12 protein-coding genes and 1 pseudogene are annotated in these 18202 nt (G+C 48.7%); all 13 read left to right on the forward strand.

Annotated elements, in window-relative coordinates; translation table 11 throughout:
• Positions 1-5 precede the first annotated feature (5 nt).
• The 13 genes and pseudogenes from hcp to HV229_RS03530 all read left to right on the forward strand — a co-directional run bounded on the left by hcp (position 6) and on the right by HV229_RS03530 (position 17934).
• Positions 6-497, forward strand: a complete 492-nt coding sequence (gene hcp, locus HV229_RS03470) for a type VI secretion system effector Hcp (protein ID WP_033758542.1) — start codon at positions 6-8, stop codon at positions 495-497.
• 173 nt (positions 498-670) lie between these two features.
• On the forward strand, positions 671-3325 hold the full coding sequence (tssH, locus tag HV229_RS03475) for a type VI secretion system ATPase TssH (protein ID WP_181546905.1): 2655 nt from the start codon (positions 671-673) through the stop codon (positions 3323-3325).
• Positions 3322-5862: a type VI secretion system tip protein VgrG gene (gene vgrG, locus HV229_RS03480; RefSeq protein ID WP_181546907.1), complete on the forward strand. Its 2541-nt coding sequence runs from the start codon at positions 3322-3324 to the stop codon at positions 5860-5862. Before tssH ends, vgrG (HV229_RS03480) begins: the two co-directional genes overlap by 4 nt.
• Positions 5863-5865: 3 nt before the next feature.
• Positions 5866-6546, forward strand: coding sequence for a hypothetical protein (locus tag HV229_RS03485; protein WP_181546909.1), 681 nt, complete (start codon positions 5866-5868; stop codon positions 6544-6546).
• 159 nt (positions 6547-6705) lie between these two features.
• Positions 6706-7071: a hypothetical protein gene (locus tag HV229_RS03490; protein WP_181546911.1), complete on the forward strand. Its 366-nt coding sequence runs from the start codon at positions 6706-6708 to the stop codon at positions 7069-7071.
• Positions 7049-7510 (forward strand): hypothetical protein, encoded by a 462-nt coding sequence (locus HV229_RS03495; protein ID WP_181546913.1) that lies wholly within the window; start codon positions 7049-7051, stop codon positions 7508-7510. The genes HV229_RS03490 and HV229_RS03495 overlap by 23 nt, the downstream gene beginning before the upstream one ends.
• 636 nt (positions 7511-8146) lie before the next feature.
• Positions 8147-10684 carry a type VI secretion system tip protein VgrG gene (gene vgrG / locus HV229_RS03500; protein WP_181546914.1) on the forward strand — a complete coding sequence of 846 codons (2538 nt, stop codon included), beginning with the start codon at positions 8147-8149 and terminating at the stop codon, positions 10682-10684.
• Complete coding sequence (locus HV229_RS03505) at positions 10668-11687, forward strand: peptidoglycan recognition family protein (protein WP_181546916.1); 1020 nt, start codon at positions 10668-10670, stop codon at positions 11685-11687. The genes vgrG (HV229_RS03500) and HV229_RS03505 overlap by 17 nt, the downstream gene beginning before the upstream one ends.
• 8 nt (positions 11688-11695) lie before the next feature.
• Positions 11696-12019, forward strand: a complete 324-nt coding sequence (locus HV229_RS03510; protein ID WP_181546918.1) for a hypothetical protein — start codon at positions 11696-11698, stop codon at positions 12017-12019.
• A 346-nt stretch (positions 12020-12365) separates the two neighbouring features.
• A complete protein-coding gene (gene vgrG, locus HV229_RS03515) occupies positions 12366-14717 on the forward strand; it encodes a type VI secretion system tip protein VgrG (protein WP_181546920.1) in 2352 nt (783 codons plus the stop codon).
• Positions 14718-14731: 14 nt separating this feature from the next.
• Positions 14732-16975 (forward strand): annotated as a pseudogene (locus HV229_RS26485) (M23 family metallopeptidase).
• Positions 16976-16984: 9 nt separating this feature from the next.
• Complete coding sequence (locus tag HV229_RS26220) at positions 16985-17440, forward strand: hypothetical protein (protein WP_249417782.1); 456 nt, start codon at positions 16985-16987, stop codon at positions 17438-17440.
• A 197-nt stretch (positions 17441-17637) separates the two neighbouring features.
• Entirely contained in the window at positions 17638-17934 is a 297-nt protein-coding gene (locus HV229_RS03530; protein WP_095715608.1) for a hypothetical protein, read from the forward strand.
• Positions 17935-18202: the final 268 nt, after the last annotated feature.

Here is an 18202-nt window from a genome sequence, read left to right on the forward strand (position 1 = left end):
ATCACATGGCAATTCCTGTTTATCTTTGGCTGAAAGACGACGGCGGCGCGGACATTAAAGGTTCTGTGGACGTTCAGGATCGTGAAGGCAGCATCGAAGTTGTCGCTCAGGAGCATAACCTGTACATCCCGACCGATAACAACACCGGCAAGCTGACCGGTACCCGTATCCACACCCCGTTCCTGTTCACCAAGGAAATCGACTCGTCCAGCCCGTATCTGTACAAGGCGGTGACTACCGGTCAGACCCTCAAGTCTGCGGAATTCAGGTGGTACAAAATCAACGACGCGGGCCAGGAAGTGGAGTACTTCAACACCAAACTGGAAAACGTGAAAGTGGTGAAAGTGAATCCTGAAATGTATGACATCAAGGATCCTTCTAAAGAGAAGCACAACCACCTTGAGCGCATTGAACTGCGTTACGAAAAAATCACCTGGACCTACAAAGACGGCAACATCATTCATTCCGATTCCTGGAACGAACGCGCCACCGCGTAAGTCACGAGCGGGCAGAGCTTCTCTGTCCGCTTTTCTTTTTGCTGAGCGTCTGCCTGTGCGGGCGTTGAGCAAAAAAAACACAAGCCGCCAGCCCGACCGCATGCGCTTTGGTCCCCTGAACGGGAAACAGCGAAGGGCGGTAGCGTGCCCGGAAGCCATCAAGAGAGAGAAAAATGGAAAATCCAGCCATCCTGTTACGTCGTCTGAATCCGTACTGTGCCCGCGCGATGGAAGGGGCTGCCTCGCTCTGCCAGACCCGTGCCCATGCGGAAATTCTGCCTGAGCACTGGCTGCTGAAACTGCTGGAGCAGGGCGAGGGCGACCTGACGGTGCTGGCGCGCCGTTATGAGTGGGATATGGATGCACTGTGGCAGGATTTGCTGGCGTGGCTCGACAATCTGTCGCGTTCGGTGCGCAGCCGTCCACAGCTCTCTGACAACATTCAGAGCCTGCTGCAGGAGGCCTGGCTACTGGCCTCCCTCGCTGGCGAAGAACACATCCGCAGCGTGCATCTGCTGATGGCGCTGACGGAAAATCCACGACTTGCTCACTGCGACGGTCTGTGGCCATTGCTGACGCTCGGGATGAGTCAGCTGTCCCGACTACGCCCGCTGCTGGATGCACAATCTGATGAACGCCCGGAGCTGCAGTTTGAGGCTGAACTGGCCCAGGAGCATGGCAGTGAGGTGGAATTTGTCGGCCGCCCGGTCGGTGCAGAGCTGAAAGAGGGGGAACTGACCCCGGCGCTGCAAAACGCGCTGGATAAATTCACGCTCGACGTCACTGCTAAAGCGAAAGAGGGCAAGATTGACCCGGTGTTCGGCCGTGACACGGAAATCCGCCAGATGGTGGATATTCTCTCGCGGCGTCGCAAAAACAATCCGATCCTGGTCGGTGAACCGGGTGTCGGCAAAACCGCGCTGGTGGAAGGTCTGGCTTTACGTATCGCAGAAGGTAACGTTCCGGAAAGCCTGAAAACCGTGGTACTGCGTACCCTTGATCTTGGCCTGTTACAGGCGGGGGCTGGCGTGAAGGGCGAATTTGAACAGCGCCTGAAAAACGTCATCGATGCCGTGCAGCAGTCGCCGGTGCCCATCCTGCTGTTTATCGATGAAGCACACACCATTATCGGCGCAGGGAATTCAGCCGGTGGCGCGGATGCGGCCAACCTGCTGAAACCGGCACTGGCCCGCGGTGAACTGCGCACCATCGCCGCCACTACCTGGTCTGAATACAAACAATATTTTGAACGTGATGCGGCTCTTGAGCGCCGCTTCCAGATGGTGAAAGTCGACGAGCCGGATGACGATACGGCCTGCCTGATGCTGCGTGGCCTGAAATCCCGTTATGCCGAACACCATGGCGTGCATATTACTGACGATGCGGTACGCGCCGCCGTCACGCTGTCCCGTCGTTACCTGACCGGACGCCAGCTACCGGACAAGGCCGTCGATTTACTCGATACGGCCAGCGCCCGCGTGCGCATGAGCCTCGACACCGTGCCGGAGCCGCTGACCCGTATTCGCGCGCTGATGACCTCGCTGGACATAGAGAAGCAGGCGCTGCTGGAAGATATCGCAGTCGGCAATCAGAGCCACGGCGAACGCCTGACCGCCATTGAGCAGGAAGAGAAGGACCTTATCGCTGAACTTGACGAACTGGAAGCCCGGTACGGCGAGGAGCTGAAACTCACCGAACAACTGCTGGAAAGCCGCCAGGACATCTCCCGTCAGAGTGAGATGCACGCGCTGCAACAGGCGCTGAACGGCATACAGCACAGCAACCCGCTGCTGTCGGTGGATGTGGACGTCCGCACCGTCGCCAATGTGATTGCCGACTGGACCGGTGTGCCGCTCTCTTCCCTGATGAAAGACGAGCAGACTGAGCTGCTGACCCTGGAAAATGAAATCAGCAAACGCGTGGTGGGTCAGGACGTGGCACTCAACGCTATCGCCCAGCGCTTGCGCGCGGCGAAGACCGGGCTGACGTCAGAGAATGGTCCGCAGGGTGTGTTCCTGCTGGTCGGTCTAAGTGGCGTCGGCAAAACTGAAACCGCACTGGCGCTGGCGGATGTGCTGTACGGTGGCGAGAAGTCACTCATCACCATCAACCTGTCCGAGTACCAGGAGCCGCACACGGTGTCCCAGCTGAAAGGCTCGCCGCCGGGCTACGTCGGCTACGGTCAGGGCGGCATTCTGACCGAAGCGGTCCGCAAGCGTCCGTACAGCGTGGTGCTGCTCGATGAAGTGGAAAAGGCGCACCGCGACGTGATGAACCTGTTCTACCAGGTCTTCGACCGTGGCTTTATGCGCGACGGCGAAGGGCGCGAAATCGACTTCCGCAACACGGTTATTCTGATGACCTCGAACCTCGGCAGCGACCACATCATGCAGTTGCTGGACGAACAGCCGGAGGCCAGCGAAGGCGACCTGCACGAACTGCTGCGCCCGACTCTGCGTGACCACTTCCAGCCTGCGCTGCTGGCCCGCTTCCAGACGGTAATTTACCGTCCGCTGAATAAGGCCGCCATGCGCACCATAGTGGAAATGAAGCTGGCGCAGGTGAGCAAACGCCTCAACCGTCACTACGGCCTGACCACGAATATTGAAGAGAGTCTCTACGACGCGCTGACCGCCGCCTGCCTGCTGCCGGATACCGGGGCGCGTAACGTCGACAGCCTGCTGAATCAGCAGATTCTGCCGGTGCTGAGCCAGCAACTGCTGACCCACATGGCTGTGAAACAGAAACCACAGTCGCTATGCCTTAGCTGGAGTGAGGAAGAGGGTATCGGGCTGGAGTTTGACCGTACACAAGGAGTGCACGCATGAGCAGTAATCCCCCGATCAGATTCAGCCACAACCATCACCAGCTGGCGGTGAAGGGCTGCTCAGCAGAGCTCGATGTGCTGGCGTTTGAAGGCGATGAAGCCCTGAGCTTGCCGTTCAGCTACCGGATTGAGTTCACCAGCGCTGATCATGCCATCAGCAAAGAAATGATGCTGATGAAAGCGGCCTCCCTGACGCTGCAGGCCCCGGTAGACCAGGGTTACGGCATCAAAATGCAACAGGCCGTGCGCACCCTTCAGGGAGTGGTGAGCGGCTTTGAGCGCCTCAGTACCTCCAAAGATGAAACCCACTATGCCCTGACGCTCCAGCCACGCCTGGCGCTGCTTGACCGTTCGCATCAGAACGTCATTTATCAGGACATGTCGGTCCCACAAATCGTGGAAAAAATTCTGCGCGAGCGCCACAACATGCGCGGTCAGGATTTTCTGTTCTCGCTTGCAAAAGAGTACCCGCGTCGTGAGCAGGTGATGCAGTACGGCGAGGATGACCTGCACTTTATTACCCGTCTGTTGGGTGAGGTGGGCATCTGGTTCCGGTTTACCACTGATACGCGCCTGAACATCGACGTCGTGGAGTTTTATGACGGCCAGCAGGGGTATGAGAAAGGCCTGACGCTGCCATCGGTTCCGCCATCAGGACAGCATTCAAAAGGCGTGGACTCGGTCTGGGGCATGGAGAGCCATCATAACGTGGTGCAGAAGCAGGTCAGCACCCGTGATTACAACTACCGTCAGGCGACGGAAGACATGAACACCCGGGTCGATGCGACTCGCGGGGATGCCACCACCTACGGTGATGCCTACCACTATGCCGACAATTATCTGACGCCGGGCAGCGCATACGACCGCAATCCGGCGCCGGAATCGGGGGCGTTCTACGCCCGCATTCGTCATGAGCGCTACCTGAATGGTCAGACGCAGACCCGCGCCATCACCAGCTGCCCGACCCTCTCTCCTGGGCAGGTGCTGAAAGTCACCGGCGGGTACGAAGTGGCAGAGGTGTTTGCTCAGGGCGTGGTCGTCACAGCGATGCACAGCCATGCGCGCCGTGATGAAGACTTCGGCGTCAGGTTCGACGGCATCCCGGACAGCCCTGATTTTAGTTTCCGCCCTGAGCCTGGCTCACGCCCGGTGATGGCCGGCACATTGCCGGCCCGCGTCACGAGCACCACCGAGAACGATACCTACGGCCATATCGATAAAGATGGCCGCTATCGCGTCAACATGCTGTTTGACCGTGATAACTGGGAAACTGGATTCGAGAGCCTGTGGGTGCGCCAGTCCCGCCCTTATGCGGGTGATACCTACGGCCTGCACCTGCCGCTGCTGGCGGGCACCGAAGTGGCGATTGGCTTTGAGGACGGTAACCCGGACAGACCGTACATTTCTGGCGTACTTCACGACTCGGCCCACGGCGATCACGTCACCATCCGCAACTACAAACGTAACGTGTTGCGCACGCCGGCGAACAACAAAATCCGCCTCGACGATGAGCGCGGGAAAGAGCATATCAAGGTCAGCACCGAGTACGGCGGCAAGAGTCAGCTGAATCTCGGACATTTAGTAGATGCGGAGAAGCAGAAGCGCGGTGAAGGTTTTGAGCTCAGAACCGACAGCTGGGGAGCCATCCGGGCACAGAAAGGGATGTTCATCAGCGCTGATGGCCAGACGAAAGCACAGGGCCAGGTGCTGGAGATGCAGCCAGCGGTCAGCAATCTGGGCGATGCCCGGGAGCAGATGACGTCCATCTCCGATGATGCGCTGAAGGCGACCGCGAACCCGGCCGATCTCCAGGCGCAAATTAAACTACTGGAACAGCAGCTGACAGACCTCAAAAAATCAGTGCTGCTGCTCAGCGCGCCGGATGGAATTGCGCTGACCAGCGGACAACATCTGCAGGTGTCTGCCGGGCAGAACCTGATAGCCACTGCCGGTAAAAATGTTGATGTCAGCGTGGTGAAAAATTTGTTCATCGGGGTGGGTAATGCCCTGAGCGTATTTGTGCGTAAGCTCGGTATTAAGCTCATTGCGAATCAGGGGCCGGTGCAGATACAGGCGCAGAACGACCTGATGGAATTGCTGGCCCGTAAAGAAATCAGCATTGTCAGCACGGAGGATGAAATCAAAATCATCGCGAAGAAGAAGCTGACGGTAAACGGCGGGGGGAGTTATATCACTCTGGATGTTAATGCCATTGAATCAGCGACAATGGGCGATTTCAGGACAAAAGCCGGGCATTATGCCAGACAGACGCGAGCGCAGAATAGACCAACAATACCCGTCTTAGCAGCAAAATCATCCCAGGCAGATATTGATGATTTGTTAAATGAGAAAGATTGGTTTGAAATTATTTTAGTAGATGATTACGACCAACCAATTCCTTATGAACATTATCGATTAACTACATCCGATGGAGTGATTATAGAGGGATTTCTTGGAGGGGATGGAGTCGCTCGAATTGAAAATATTGCATCTGGCATATGTGATGTGGTATTTCCTAATGTTAAAAGGGATAGTTAATACATGGCAGATAAAATTAACATAAATTCAAAAGATCAAAATGTTAGAGCTAAAACTGGAGAGCGGCATCAAGCTGTAGTCCAGGGTTCATTAATGGAGATATTAATTGGTGGTCCATATGTTAAAGATGGTGAAGATAAAACGTATGGACATGTTGCAATAAGAATTATTGCACTTAAAAAGGATTATACTTACGACTATGGTCGATATGGCGCAACGCGAGGGGTCTTTAATGATGAAGGTGATGGAATAATTAGGGTTTGGTCGAGCTTTAAAAAATATATAGCAGGTGAAAATGCTACAGGGAGAAAAACTGTAGGGTATATGTTTAGTATAAAAGATGAAGATGCAAAAAAAGTTATCGAGTATTATGATGAGTTTGTTAAAGGTGCTGGTGTTGTTGCAAAAAGTAAAGTGATGACTTCGTATAAGACAAAGTACGAATATGATGCTTTGAAAAGGAACTGTACTACGGTAAGTTTTGATGGAGCCAAAATTGCAATTTCAGAGATTGATAACTCACAAGCGCAATACAATAATGGACAAGGTCTTAGTATGAAAGAAAAGCTTGCGGCAAAGGTTTCTGGATGGCCTGATAGAGTTTTTATGCCTGCGGATGCTGGCGTTATGCTGAAAAGTAGAGATAAGCCTAAACCAGTAAAAATAAATCAGTATGGAAATTAATTATATCAATATGATTATTGCAGAATGAAAATTTCTGGCATGTTTTTATGATGCGTTATATAATTCTTGTTTAATGAGGTGTGGATGGAATGTAAGACTAAAGTATTATTCTTTTTTATTATATGTTCCCTAATGGTCAGTATTTCAAGAGGTGCTACTTTGAAACTTTCTAAATTAGAGTATACAACGATTCCATTATTTTTTGGAACTAATATGGATTGTCAGGAGTACTCTATATTACCGCCAAAAGTAACATTGAATCCCCAGCAGTCATTTGATGAAGGATTTTCTCGCTATGCATTAAAGGTTAAAGTTGAGAGGGGTTTTAATCACAATAAGAGAAGCGACGGAATGATTCATCCTATCTGGTTATCTTCTGCTTCAGATGTTGATATCGAAAGCTTGATTCTTTACCACCCTATATCAAAATCAGATCTCCTTGCCATAATAAAAAATAGTGGAATAACTCGGTCTCAACTGATAGATATACTGAGGAAGTGGGATGATGAAATTGCAAAGAAATAGTTTCTTTTTTTTATTGAGATGTTCTATTGTTATCTTTTTTATTTTTTTTAATGGTAAGCCACATTCTGAGGATAATGCAATGGTAATCGGTAACGAATATTTTTTCACAGAAACCCCTCTGATTATTCATGATTATCGTGGTTCTGAGTATTCTATATTGCCCGCGGGTGTTGCTCTTTACCCCATTGTGGATGGTTATAAGCATGAAAATGGGTATGTGATTTACATTAATTATCAGTCTCTTCCTGGTGAGTTAGAAACCATCTCAGACAACGCTGGTAGCGATATTATAAGTGAATTGTACCTGTCTAAACCTCCTGCTGATTTTAAGACGGAAAATAATAAGGTTCTAACAAGAAATGATCTTGTGCATTTGCTAAAAAGAAGCACGTTAACAAAAAAGGATTTTGCTGAGGTAATTTCTAAATTTGAAGAATAAATTATGTGTCCTTATATGTCTTTTGATAATGACATGCTAAATGTATCGTTTTTACTAGATGATATAGTTAAGCATATTATGTTAGTAGTGAATGGAGCTCATGTAATATATTGTATGCTAATGCCAAATACATGAGGCGGACTTACAAACACTTAGATGCCTAATATATTCACTGATAAGTTTTAACCTTGTCATCTTGCTATCTTTATTTTCAGCGTATTTGACAGAAGGTGCCATGAGCATGATTTTCCGGCGTAAATAGACCCGTTTTAGTTTGAAGAACTAATGAAACTTACTTAGAGGTGCTTTTTTATTGAGGCTTTTCATGGGGCATAGTCAAAAACCAAGTTAAATAAAGCTTTAGAATATGTCCTCAAGCGCTTTATTGGAGTCGTCATATTTAAATCATTGAGCTAAATTAAATATTTAATTTATATTTTAATTTTTATTGTATCTGGTATCCCGAAAAAATCAGGTGATTATAGCGTAACTGTTTCTGGATTTACTCTTGGCACAATACATTCCGGTAAAGATTTTTATAAGAAATATACGATAACGATCAAGCAGTAACTAACTCACTTAATGCATGTCAGGTTTTTCAGAGTATAATTTTTCTGCCGATGTGTAAGGAATACAATGAGCAGTAATCCCCCGATCAGATTCAGCCACAACCATCACCAGCTGGCGGTGAAGGGCTGTGAAGCAGAACTCGATGTACTGGCGTTTGAAGGCGATGAAGCCCTGAGCACTCCGTTCAGTTACCGGATTGAATTCACAAGCGCTGATCATGCCATCAGCAAAGAAATGATGCTGATGAAAGCGGCTTCCCTGACGCTGCAGGCCCCGGTTGACCAGGGTTACGGCATCAAAATGCAACAGGCCGTGCGCACCCTTCAGGGAGTGGTCAGCGGCTTTGAGCGCCTCAGTACCTCCAAAGATGAAACCCACTATGCCCTGACGCTCCAGCCACGCCTGGCGCTGCTTGACCGTTCGCATCAGAACGCCATTTATCAGGACATGTCGGTCCCACAAATCGTGGAAAAAATTCTGCGCGAGCGCCACAACATGCGCGGTCAGGATTTTCTGTTCTCGCTTGCAAAAGAGTACCCGCGTCGTGAGCAGGTGATGCAGTACGGCGAGGATGACCTGCACTTTATTACCCGTCTGTTGGGTGAGGTGGGCATCTGGTTCCGGTTGACCACTGATACGCGCCTGAACATCGACGTGGTGGAATTTTATGACGGCCAGCAGGGGTATGAAAAAGGCCTGACGCTGCCATCGGTGCCGCCATCAGGACAGCATTCAAAAGGCGTGAACTCGGTCTGGGGCATGGAGAGCCATCATAACGTGGTGCAGAAGCAGGTCAGCACCCGTGATTACAACTACCGCCAGGCCACGGATGACATGAACACCCGGGTCGATGCGACCCGCGGGGATGCCACCACCTACGGTGATGCCTACCACTATGCCGACAATTATCTGACGCCGGGCAGCGCATACGACCGCAATCCGGCGCCGGAATCGGGGGCGTTCTACGCCCGCATTCGTCATGAGCGCTACCTGAATGGTCAGACGCAGACCCGCGCCATCACCAGCTGCCCGACCCTCTCTCCTGGGCAGGTGCTGAAAGTCACCGGCGGGTACGAAGTGGCAGAGGTGTTTGCTCAGGGCGTGGTCGTCACAGCGATGCACAGCCATGCGCGCCGTGATGAAGACTTCGGCGTCAGGTTCGACGGCATCCCGGACAGCACTGATTTTAGTTTCCGCCCTGAGCCTGGCTCACGCCCGGTGATGGCCGGCACCTTGCCGGCCCGCGTCACCAGCACCACCGAGAACGACACCTACGGCCATATCGACAAAGAGGGCCGTTACCGCGTCAACATGCTGTTTGACCGTGATAACTGGGAAACCGGGTTCGAGAGCCTGTGGGTGCGGCAGTCCCGCCCTTATGCGGGTGATACCTACGGCCTGCATTTGCCGCTGCTGGCGGGCACCGAAGTGGCGATTGGCTTCGAGGACGGTAACCCGGACAGACCGTATATCTCCGGCGTAATGCACGACTCGGCCCACAGCGACCACGTCACCATCCGCAACTACAAACGTAACGTGTTGCGCACACCGGCGAACAACAAAATCCGCCTCGATGACAGCCGTGACCAGGAGCATATCAAGGTTTCCACTGAGTACGGCGGCAAGAGTCAGCTGAATCTCGGACATTTAGTGGATGCGGAGAAGCAGAAGCGCGGTGAGGGGTTTGAGCTCAGAACCGACAGCTGGGGCGCCATCCGGGCACAGAAAGGGATGTTCATCAGCGCTGATGGCCAGACGAAAGCACAGGGTCAGGTGCTGGAGATGCAACCAGCGGTCAGCAATCTGGGGGATGCCCGGGAGCAGATGACGTCCATCTCTGGTGACGCGCAGAAGGCGACCGCGAATCCGGCCGATCTGCAGGCGCAGATAGCGTTGCTGGAACAACAGCTGACAGACCTCAAAAAATCGGTGCTGCTGCTGAGTGCTCCGGACGGCATCGCACTGACCAGCGGACAACATCTGCAGGTATCTGCCGGGCAGAACCTGATAGCCACTGCCGGTAAAAATGTTGATGTCAGCGTGGTGAAAAATTTGTTCATCGGGGTGGGTAATGCCCTGAGCGTATTTGTGCGTAAGCTCGGTATTAAGCTCATTGCGAATCAGGGGCCGGTGCAGATACAGGCGCAGAACGACCTGATGGAATTGCTGGCCCGTAAAGAAATCAGCATTGTCAGCACGGAGGATGAAATCAAAATCATCGCGAAGAAGAAGCTGACGGTAAACGGCGGGGGGAGTTATATCACTCTGGATGTTAATGCCATTGAATCAGCGACGGCAGGTGAGTACAGAACAAGGGCCGGGTATTACGTTAGGCGGGAAAAAGCACAGCATAAGCCTGAAATGACGGTCTTACCGATAATTAAGCTAGATGAATACATTCGTTTCATAGATTTCAAAAATAGTATAACCGGTGAACCTGTTCCTTTTGTGGATTATACAATAAAATTTGAAGATGGAACAATAAATACAGGGGCGGCTGATGAAAAAGGTCGCGTGTTAATAAAAACTGGGGAGAGGCCTCTTCAGTTTGAAATAGTTGCAAACTTTGTGTCTGAGGATGGTATAAATGACTCAGTTAAATGAGAATTCTTTAAGGCATTCTACTGAACTGGCTGAATCAAAGCCTCATTCAATAGTGCTGATTAATGCTAATAAAATAGGTCTGGCTCGCGCAGTAGACAAACATACTGGGGAGTCTCAAAAAAATGTTGATTACTATATCAATTTCAAGCCGGGAAAGGTATGTGGTGGGAGAACCGATCAATTTGGATTTACTCAACCAATACGATTTACAGGGGAAACACCAACGGTTTCATTTAATTTTATTTCACCCAAAAAAGAGGTTTTCTTGGATAATGAGGTTATGTCAGATGATGATGATTTAAGGAATAATAATTTTAATTCGGAATTTACAGTAGTATCGGTGCAGCAATTAGATAAGAAAGATTATAAAATCACTCCTGTTCAGTTAGATAATAGAGCCGCAGTGCGGCAAGCGATAATATCAGAGGTGAGAAAGAGTGGATGTATATTCAAAACTCGGTCAGCCTGGAGGGCTAATGATAGTCAGAAAGTTTCCCCTGACTGGAATTATACTAAAATCGCCATTCATAATGCTGGAAATAGTTATTCATGCTCAAGTTTGGATGGTGATAAAATAAAAAAAATTGAAGAGGAACATATGGGTAAATTTAACCAGTTTGGTTATCATTATGCTATTGGATGTGATGGTGAAATTTTTGAAGGGCAGGATATAAGAAATAAAGGTGCTCACATTAGTTTTGGTAACACATCTATTATAGGTATTGTATTAATGTCTGACTTAGATGAACAATGGTGGGATCCTGATGATGAGGTAACCCCTTTGCAAGAAAAGGCAGTAAAAAAAATCATATCCACGTTGCTTAATTATTTTAATATTACGGAACTTGGTGGGCACAAGGAACACCAAGTTTTTTACCGTAATCCCAAAAAGCCTAACGAGCTAATCGAAAGAACCTGCCCTGGTAATTTAGGTATGGAGTTTGTTGGGAAATTGAGAAAAGAATTTAAGCTGGGTAAACCAACTAAATATAAACAATCTTAGGGGGGGGTATGGGTAATGCTAACAGAGTAAATTATTGTTGGGTTGCTGTCATAATGGCATTAATATTGTCCCTTGCATGGCTTTTTGTTGGTGTTGAGCAGGTGTCTGGTGAATTCAAGGAAGATACAGAATATGACTTTTTTATTAAAAAGCATATGAGTGAAAAAATTTTTTTTGTTGATCCAATAAATTGCAATGCAGGTTGTGATACACCATTACTTAGTAATTTAAATGACAAAGAGCTCAAGCAATTCTCAGATTATTGTTTTTATAGATATGATTTATCTTCTGAAGAGAATTGTTATAACATGTTGTATAAAATTAATGATTGAATTAGCAGAGGGATTAACTGCGAGAGGTACATTATTCATGCAGTGGATTGATTGTTTTTCAGTTATGCTAAAAAATAGGCATTCAATAGCCAGAGCCTAACTGTAAGTAATTTTATATTATTCATTTCAAGTGGATGGGTGTGATAAATACTTATGGCTTGATGAAGTACATAACTATTTTTTTCATCTTATCAGCAGACATGAAAGGTTGGGCGTGAATTAATAATCCATTTTGGCAAAGACTTTCATAAATAATATGCGATAAAAATTAAACAATAATTAAATTACTTAATGCATGTCTGATTTTTTCAGAACATAATTTCTCTGCCGATGTGTAAGGAATACAATGAGCAACAATCCCCCAATCAGATTCAGCCACAACCATCACCTGCTGGCGGTGAAGGGCTGTGCAGCAGAGCTCGATGTGCTGGCGTTTGAAGGCGATGAAGCCCTGAGCACGCCGTTCAGCTACCGGATTGAGTTCACCAGCGGTGACCATGCCATCAGCAAAGAAATGATGCTGATGAAAGCGGCTTCCCTGACGCTGCAGGCCCCGGTTGACCAGGGTTACGGCATCAAAATGCAACAGGCCGTGCGCACCCTTCAGGGAGTGGTCAGCGGCTTTGAGCGCCTCAGTACCTCCAAAGATGAAACCCACTATGCCCTGACGCTCCAGCCACGCCTGGCGCTGCTTGACCGTTCGCATCAGAACGCCATTTATCAGGACATGTCGGTCCCACAAATCGTGGAAAAAATTCTGCGCGAGCGCCACAACATGCGCGGTCAGGATTTTCTGTTCTCGCTTGCAAAAGAGTACCCGCGTCGTGAGCAGGTGATGCAGTACGGCGAGGATGACCTGCACTTTATTACCCGTCTGTTGGGTGAGGTGGGCATCTGGTTCCGGTTGACCACTGATACGCGCCTGAACATCGACGTGGTGGAATTTTATGACGGCCAGCAGGGGTATGAAAAAGGCCTGACGCTGCCATCGGTGCCGCCATCAGGACAGCATTCAAAAGGCGTGAACTCGGTCTGGGGCATGGAGAGCCATCATAACGTGGTGCAGAAGCAGGTCAGCACCCGTGATTACAACTACCGCCAGGCCACGGATGACATGAACACCCGGGTCGATGCGACCCGCGGGGATGCCACCACCTACGGTGATGCCTACCACTATGCCGACAATTATCTGACGCCGGGCAGCGCATACGACCGCAATCCGGCGCCGGAATCGGGGGCGTTCTACGCCCGCATTCGTCATGAGCGCTACCTGAATGGTCAGACGCAGACCCGCGCCATCACCAGCTGCCCGACCCTCTCTCCGGGTATGCTGCTGAAAGTCACCGGCGGGTACGAAGTGGCAGAGGTGTTTGCTCAGGGCGTGGTCGTCACAGCGATGCACAGCCATGCGCGCCGTGATGAAGACTTCGGCGTCAGGTTCGACGGCATCCCGGACAGCACTGATTTTAGTTTCCGCCCTGAGCCTGGCTCACGCCCGGTGATGGCCGGCACCTTGCCGGCCCGCGTCACCAGCACCACCGAGAACGACACCTACGGCCATATCGATAAAGATGGCCGCTATCGCGTCAACATGCTGTTTGACCGTGATAACTGGGAAACCGGATTCGAGAGCCTGTGGGTGCGCCAGTCCCGCCCGTATGCCGGCGACACTTACGGCCTGCATTTGCCGCTGCTGGCGGGCACCGAAGTGGCGATTGGCTTCGAGGACGGTAACCCGGACAGACCGTATATCTCCGGCGTAATGCACGACTCGGCCCACGGCGATCACGTCACCATCCGCAACTACAAACGTAACGTGTTGCGCACACCGGCGAACAACAAAATCCGCCTCGATGACAGCCGTGACCAGGAGCATATCAAGGTTTCCACTGAGTACGGCGGCAAGAGTCAGCTGAATCTCGGACATTTAGTGGATGCGGAGAAGCAGAAGCGCGGTGAGGGGTTTGAGCTCAGAACCGACAGCTGGGGAGCCATCCGGGCACAGAAAGGGATGTTCATCAGCGCTGATGGCCAGGCGAAAGCACAGGGCCAGGTGCTGGAGATGCAGCCGGCGGTCAGCAATCTGGGGGATGCCCGGGAGCAGATGACGTCCATCTCTGGTGACGCGCAGAAGGCGACCGCGAATCCGGCCGATCTGCAGGCGCAGATAGCGTTGCTGGAACAACAGCTGACAGACCTCAAAAAATCGGTGCTGCTGCTGAGTGCTCCGGATGGTATTGCTTTGACCAGTGGACATCACCTGCAGGTGTCAGCCGGTCAGAACCTGATTGCCACGGCGGGTAAAAATGCTGATATCAGCGTGGTGAAAAATTTGTTCATCGGGGTGGGTAATGCCCTGAGCGTATTTGTTCGTAAGCTGGGGATAAAGCTCATCGCGAACCAGGGGCCGGTGAAAATACAGGCGCAGAATGATTTGATGGATCTAATAGCCCGCGGCGAACTGAATCTCACCAGCACCGAAGATGAAATCCATATAACTGCGAAGAAAAAAGTCACGATTAACGGGGGCGGAAGTTATATCACGCTTGATGCCAATGGTATTGAATCTGCCACTCAGGGGGAGTATCGGACCAAAGCGGGGCATTACGGGCGAAAAGATAAGGCCAGTGAGCCAAAAGACTTCCCGAATGTGGCACCTGAAACGACCGAACCCTCCAGTACCTTCAGTTTTTCCTGACAAGGAGTCACAACATGATTATCAGTCCTCCGTTTCTGAGAGACAAAGATGCCACTCAGTCTGACGCAGACTGGATTGACGCGATGATGCCTGTCAATTCCCGCCGGGGATATCCTCTCAATGCCTCAGAGTCCTGGCATGGCGGTATCCATATATTACATACGGATGCAGGCATAACACCGGAGAAAGTGAGGGCAATCGCTGACGGGACCGTGGTGTCGTTCCGCAAGCCATCTCCGCCAGAAAAAAGAGACCAGTTCCCACTAAAGTATGCCCCTATAAGGGGTACGGATGATGGTTATGTTTTATTGAAACATGAGACTGAAATAGGTTCCGGAGAGGACGGTAAGGTAGTATTTTACTCTCTGTATATGCATCTGAAGTTTCTGGAAGCTGAGATAAAAGCTGACGCCAAAATTTACCGGAAAGACCCGCTTGGCTCTTCCGGAATGACTGACGGCCAGAATGAATTTCACTTCCAGATTTTCTGCGATGAAGCCAACATCAGTAAACTGGCGGGACGAAAAACGAAGGAACTGGATATTTCGAAAGATGGTCGCACTGATGCTGTTTACGGTGATATCCATTTTTATCTGCCAGCAGGAACAACGTTTTACGATAAAGCTCCAACGAACAACAGTACCTCCACTACAGGTATTTCTGAACGCTATACAAGTAATGCGCCTCTGTATGTCAGCATGACCCAGGCAAAAGGCAACTGTACGATGGTGACCCGGCAAAAGAATGCGCAAAATGACGGGGAGTATGATCTGCTGGGGGAGTCCCTGGTTAACGCCGATGGTGAAGATTACGAATACAATCTCTATAACACTGCGATGCGGAATTATAAGGAGAGCCCCAGCGCCGGGTTTGAGTTACTTCGATTTGGTCGGGTTATCAATACGGATCATGAAACGCTGGTGCCGGCAGACGCGCCGTTATGGATGACGGTCAGTTATCCGGGTGGAACTGGGGTGGTAAATCTTGCCGATCCCGGCATTAAAAAGTTTAGCGATGCGGATTTTCCCCACTGGACGGGATGGCGGCTGGTAGATGATGACAAAGATACCCACAGCCAGTGTAATTCGGCGATCATCAGAAAGTTGCAGGAAGAGGGCAGGTACGAAGCTCAAAGCAGCAGACTTATCTGCTGTTTACCGTTCGAGTGGGAAAAAAGCACAATAGAAGCCAGGTATAAATGGTTGATGACCGGTCTGCCCTGGGAGCAGTGTACGCCGGAAAAAACGGCCATATGAACGGTCCCGGGCACGCAGGAAACGAAGGACCGGGTCCTGATGAGTGAAGAAGACTTCGGGAAGTTCAAACAGCACGCAGAGGCGCTGTGCTTTGATTCGGGATCTCTCAGTAGCGGAAGACTATGGCATTTTGAACCGAAGGCATTTATTGAGCATTTTAGAAAATGTAGTTGGATTAGTCTTGACGAGTTAGCTGCCACATTTCCGAAGTATTTATTTTACTCATCAAACGGCAACCCAAGAACTGCTCAAAAGCAGCCTGCAAGTGTGTATTCAATAAATCATACGCAAGCTAAAAGTAGGATTGAGTCAAATTATAGCTCGTTGAATTTATGTATTAGGAAATACATTGGGGGAGATAAGAAAAGGATGTCATTTTTCCTACCTCAAACATTGCTAGAAACTGCGCAGTGGAGAGATTTAGGTGGAAGTAAAAGGTTATTACATGAGTGGGGGTTTGGCCGTTATAACTCAGTGAATCCTGCAACGGAGTATTATACTGTTTTTTATGGTCGAGGGATTATGCAACTTACATGGGCAGGACTGTATAAAACCTACGGTGAGTATCGGCGGTTTCCGAATCATTCAGGCCCATATACTGATAGATTACACCCTGAGGCTCCTCGGCTTACTTCAATCTCAACACACTATTCAGCCCATCCCGATGATGGTGGTACTTTATTCCGATGGTCTCCAAGATTCGACCCCGATATCGTAGCTGAAGATAAATACAATTCTTGTGATTCTGGTGGATTTTACTGGGCTTCGAAGGTTTACAAACGAAAAACCTCAATGAACAGAGTCGCGGATGAAGATTTAACAGCAGACAATGTTGGGCTAATCAATCGTTTGGTTAATGGGGGACCGAATGGGTACTATGAAAGACAAGCCTATTCGAAATTTATTGGTATTTATTTAATGGATGAAATAAATACTGATGCAACTGTCAGTGTGAGCCCTACTGGAAAATCACGCATTATTGTAGACTTAACAAAATCATAAGGGGCTATTATGAAATATATTATTTTTCTTTTATGTGTTTTTACAAACGTTGCATTAGGTTGTAATAATACAGTTTTTGATGTTAATAGTGTAGAAGGGATTTCTGCGAATGTTTTTCTGAAAGGCAATGATTCATTGTCAGTATCGATATTAAATAATGGTAAGGTTTTTAGTACAGAAGATATAGATATTTCATCCGAGAAAAAAAATCACATTACAATCGAGGATTATAATCGTGATGGCTATAAAGACTTCAGTGTATGGCATTTAGATGAAGGTATGGGAACCTATAAAATTTATAGATTATTTATATTTATTCTGGCTGAAAAGAAATTCAAAGAGATCAAACCTACATGCGGTGACGATTTTGTTAATATTCGAATTGATGGTGAAAATTTAATCAATGCAATTTATGATGATAACGCTCCAAAATCATGCACTATGCCACTTAATACCCTAAAGTAAAAAGATTGTCGATATATTCGTGAGAATTAGGTAGGCCAGGTATTAACTATCGGCCTGATAAAAAATCAGTGCTTAGATAATAAATCTAGAGAAATAGTGCTTAAATATTTCAGGTGGCCTACGTTTGAGCAAGCTAGGTATGTGCTGAACGTTCCAGCAGGGCAAGGATTCGATTGCTATGCCAACAAGGAATAAGTGTGAAAATTATAAAATTGCTAATCGTGTTATTTGTGGTGATGACCTTTTCTGCATTTGCAATGAGTTCAAATCCAAAATCAACTCCTCAACAGACAGTTATTAATTTTATAAGTGACTATGAGCAGTGGAATGAAGAGGCTATGCAAAATCTAAGTGAAGATACTGGTTTTCAGGCAAAAGATGAGTACATTAAATTACTTAATAAGTATTGCACTCAATCTACAAGCAGGATTGGTTATGATGTCTATGGTCAATACTCGTTGCATATTGCTGATGGGGAAAATACTCAGTACTAAAAAAATGATCAGGAGGTTATAATTAAAACAGGAGTGTCGTCTATATTTTGAGATACGGACACTGATATGGATTATTTTGAATATCATCTGATTTTGGATAAAAATAAATATTTAATTGAAGAAGTATATCAGTTGTCAAAGTCTGGTAAAAAAAACCAACACATTATAACTTCATAAGTTTGATTCTTAGATGCTGTCTTGCAAAAAAATGCTGGGGCATCTGATTTGAAGTTTGTTAAGTATAGTGTTTGAAGTTTTATTGTGGTTA

It is taken from the genome of Citrobacter sp. RHBSTW-00524, from assembly GCF_013747755.1.
Lineage (GTDB): Bacteria > Pseudomonadota > Gammaproteobacteria > Enterobacterales > Enterobacteriaceae > Citrobacter > Citrobacter braakii.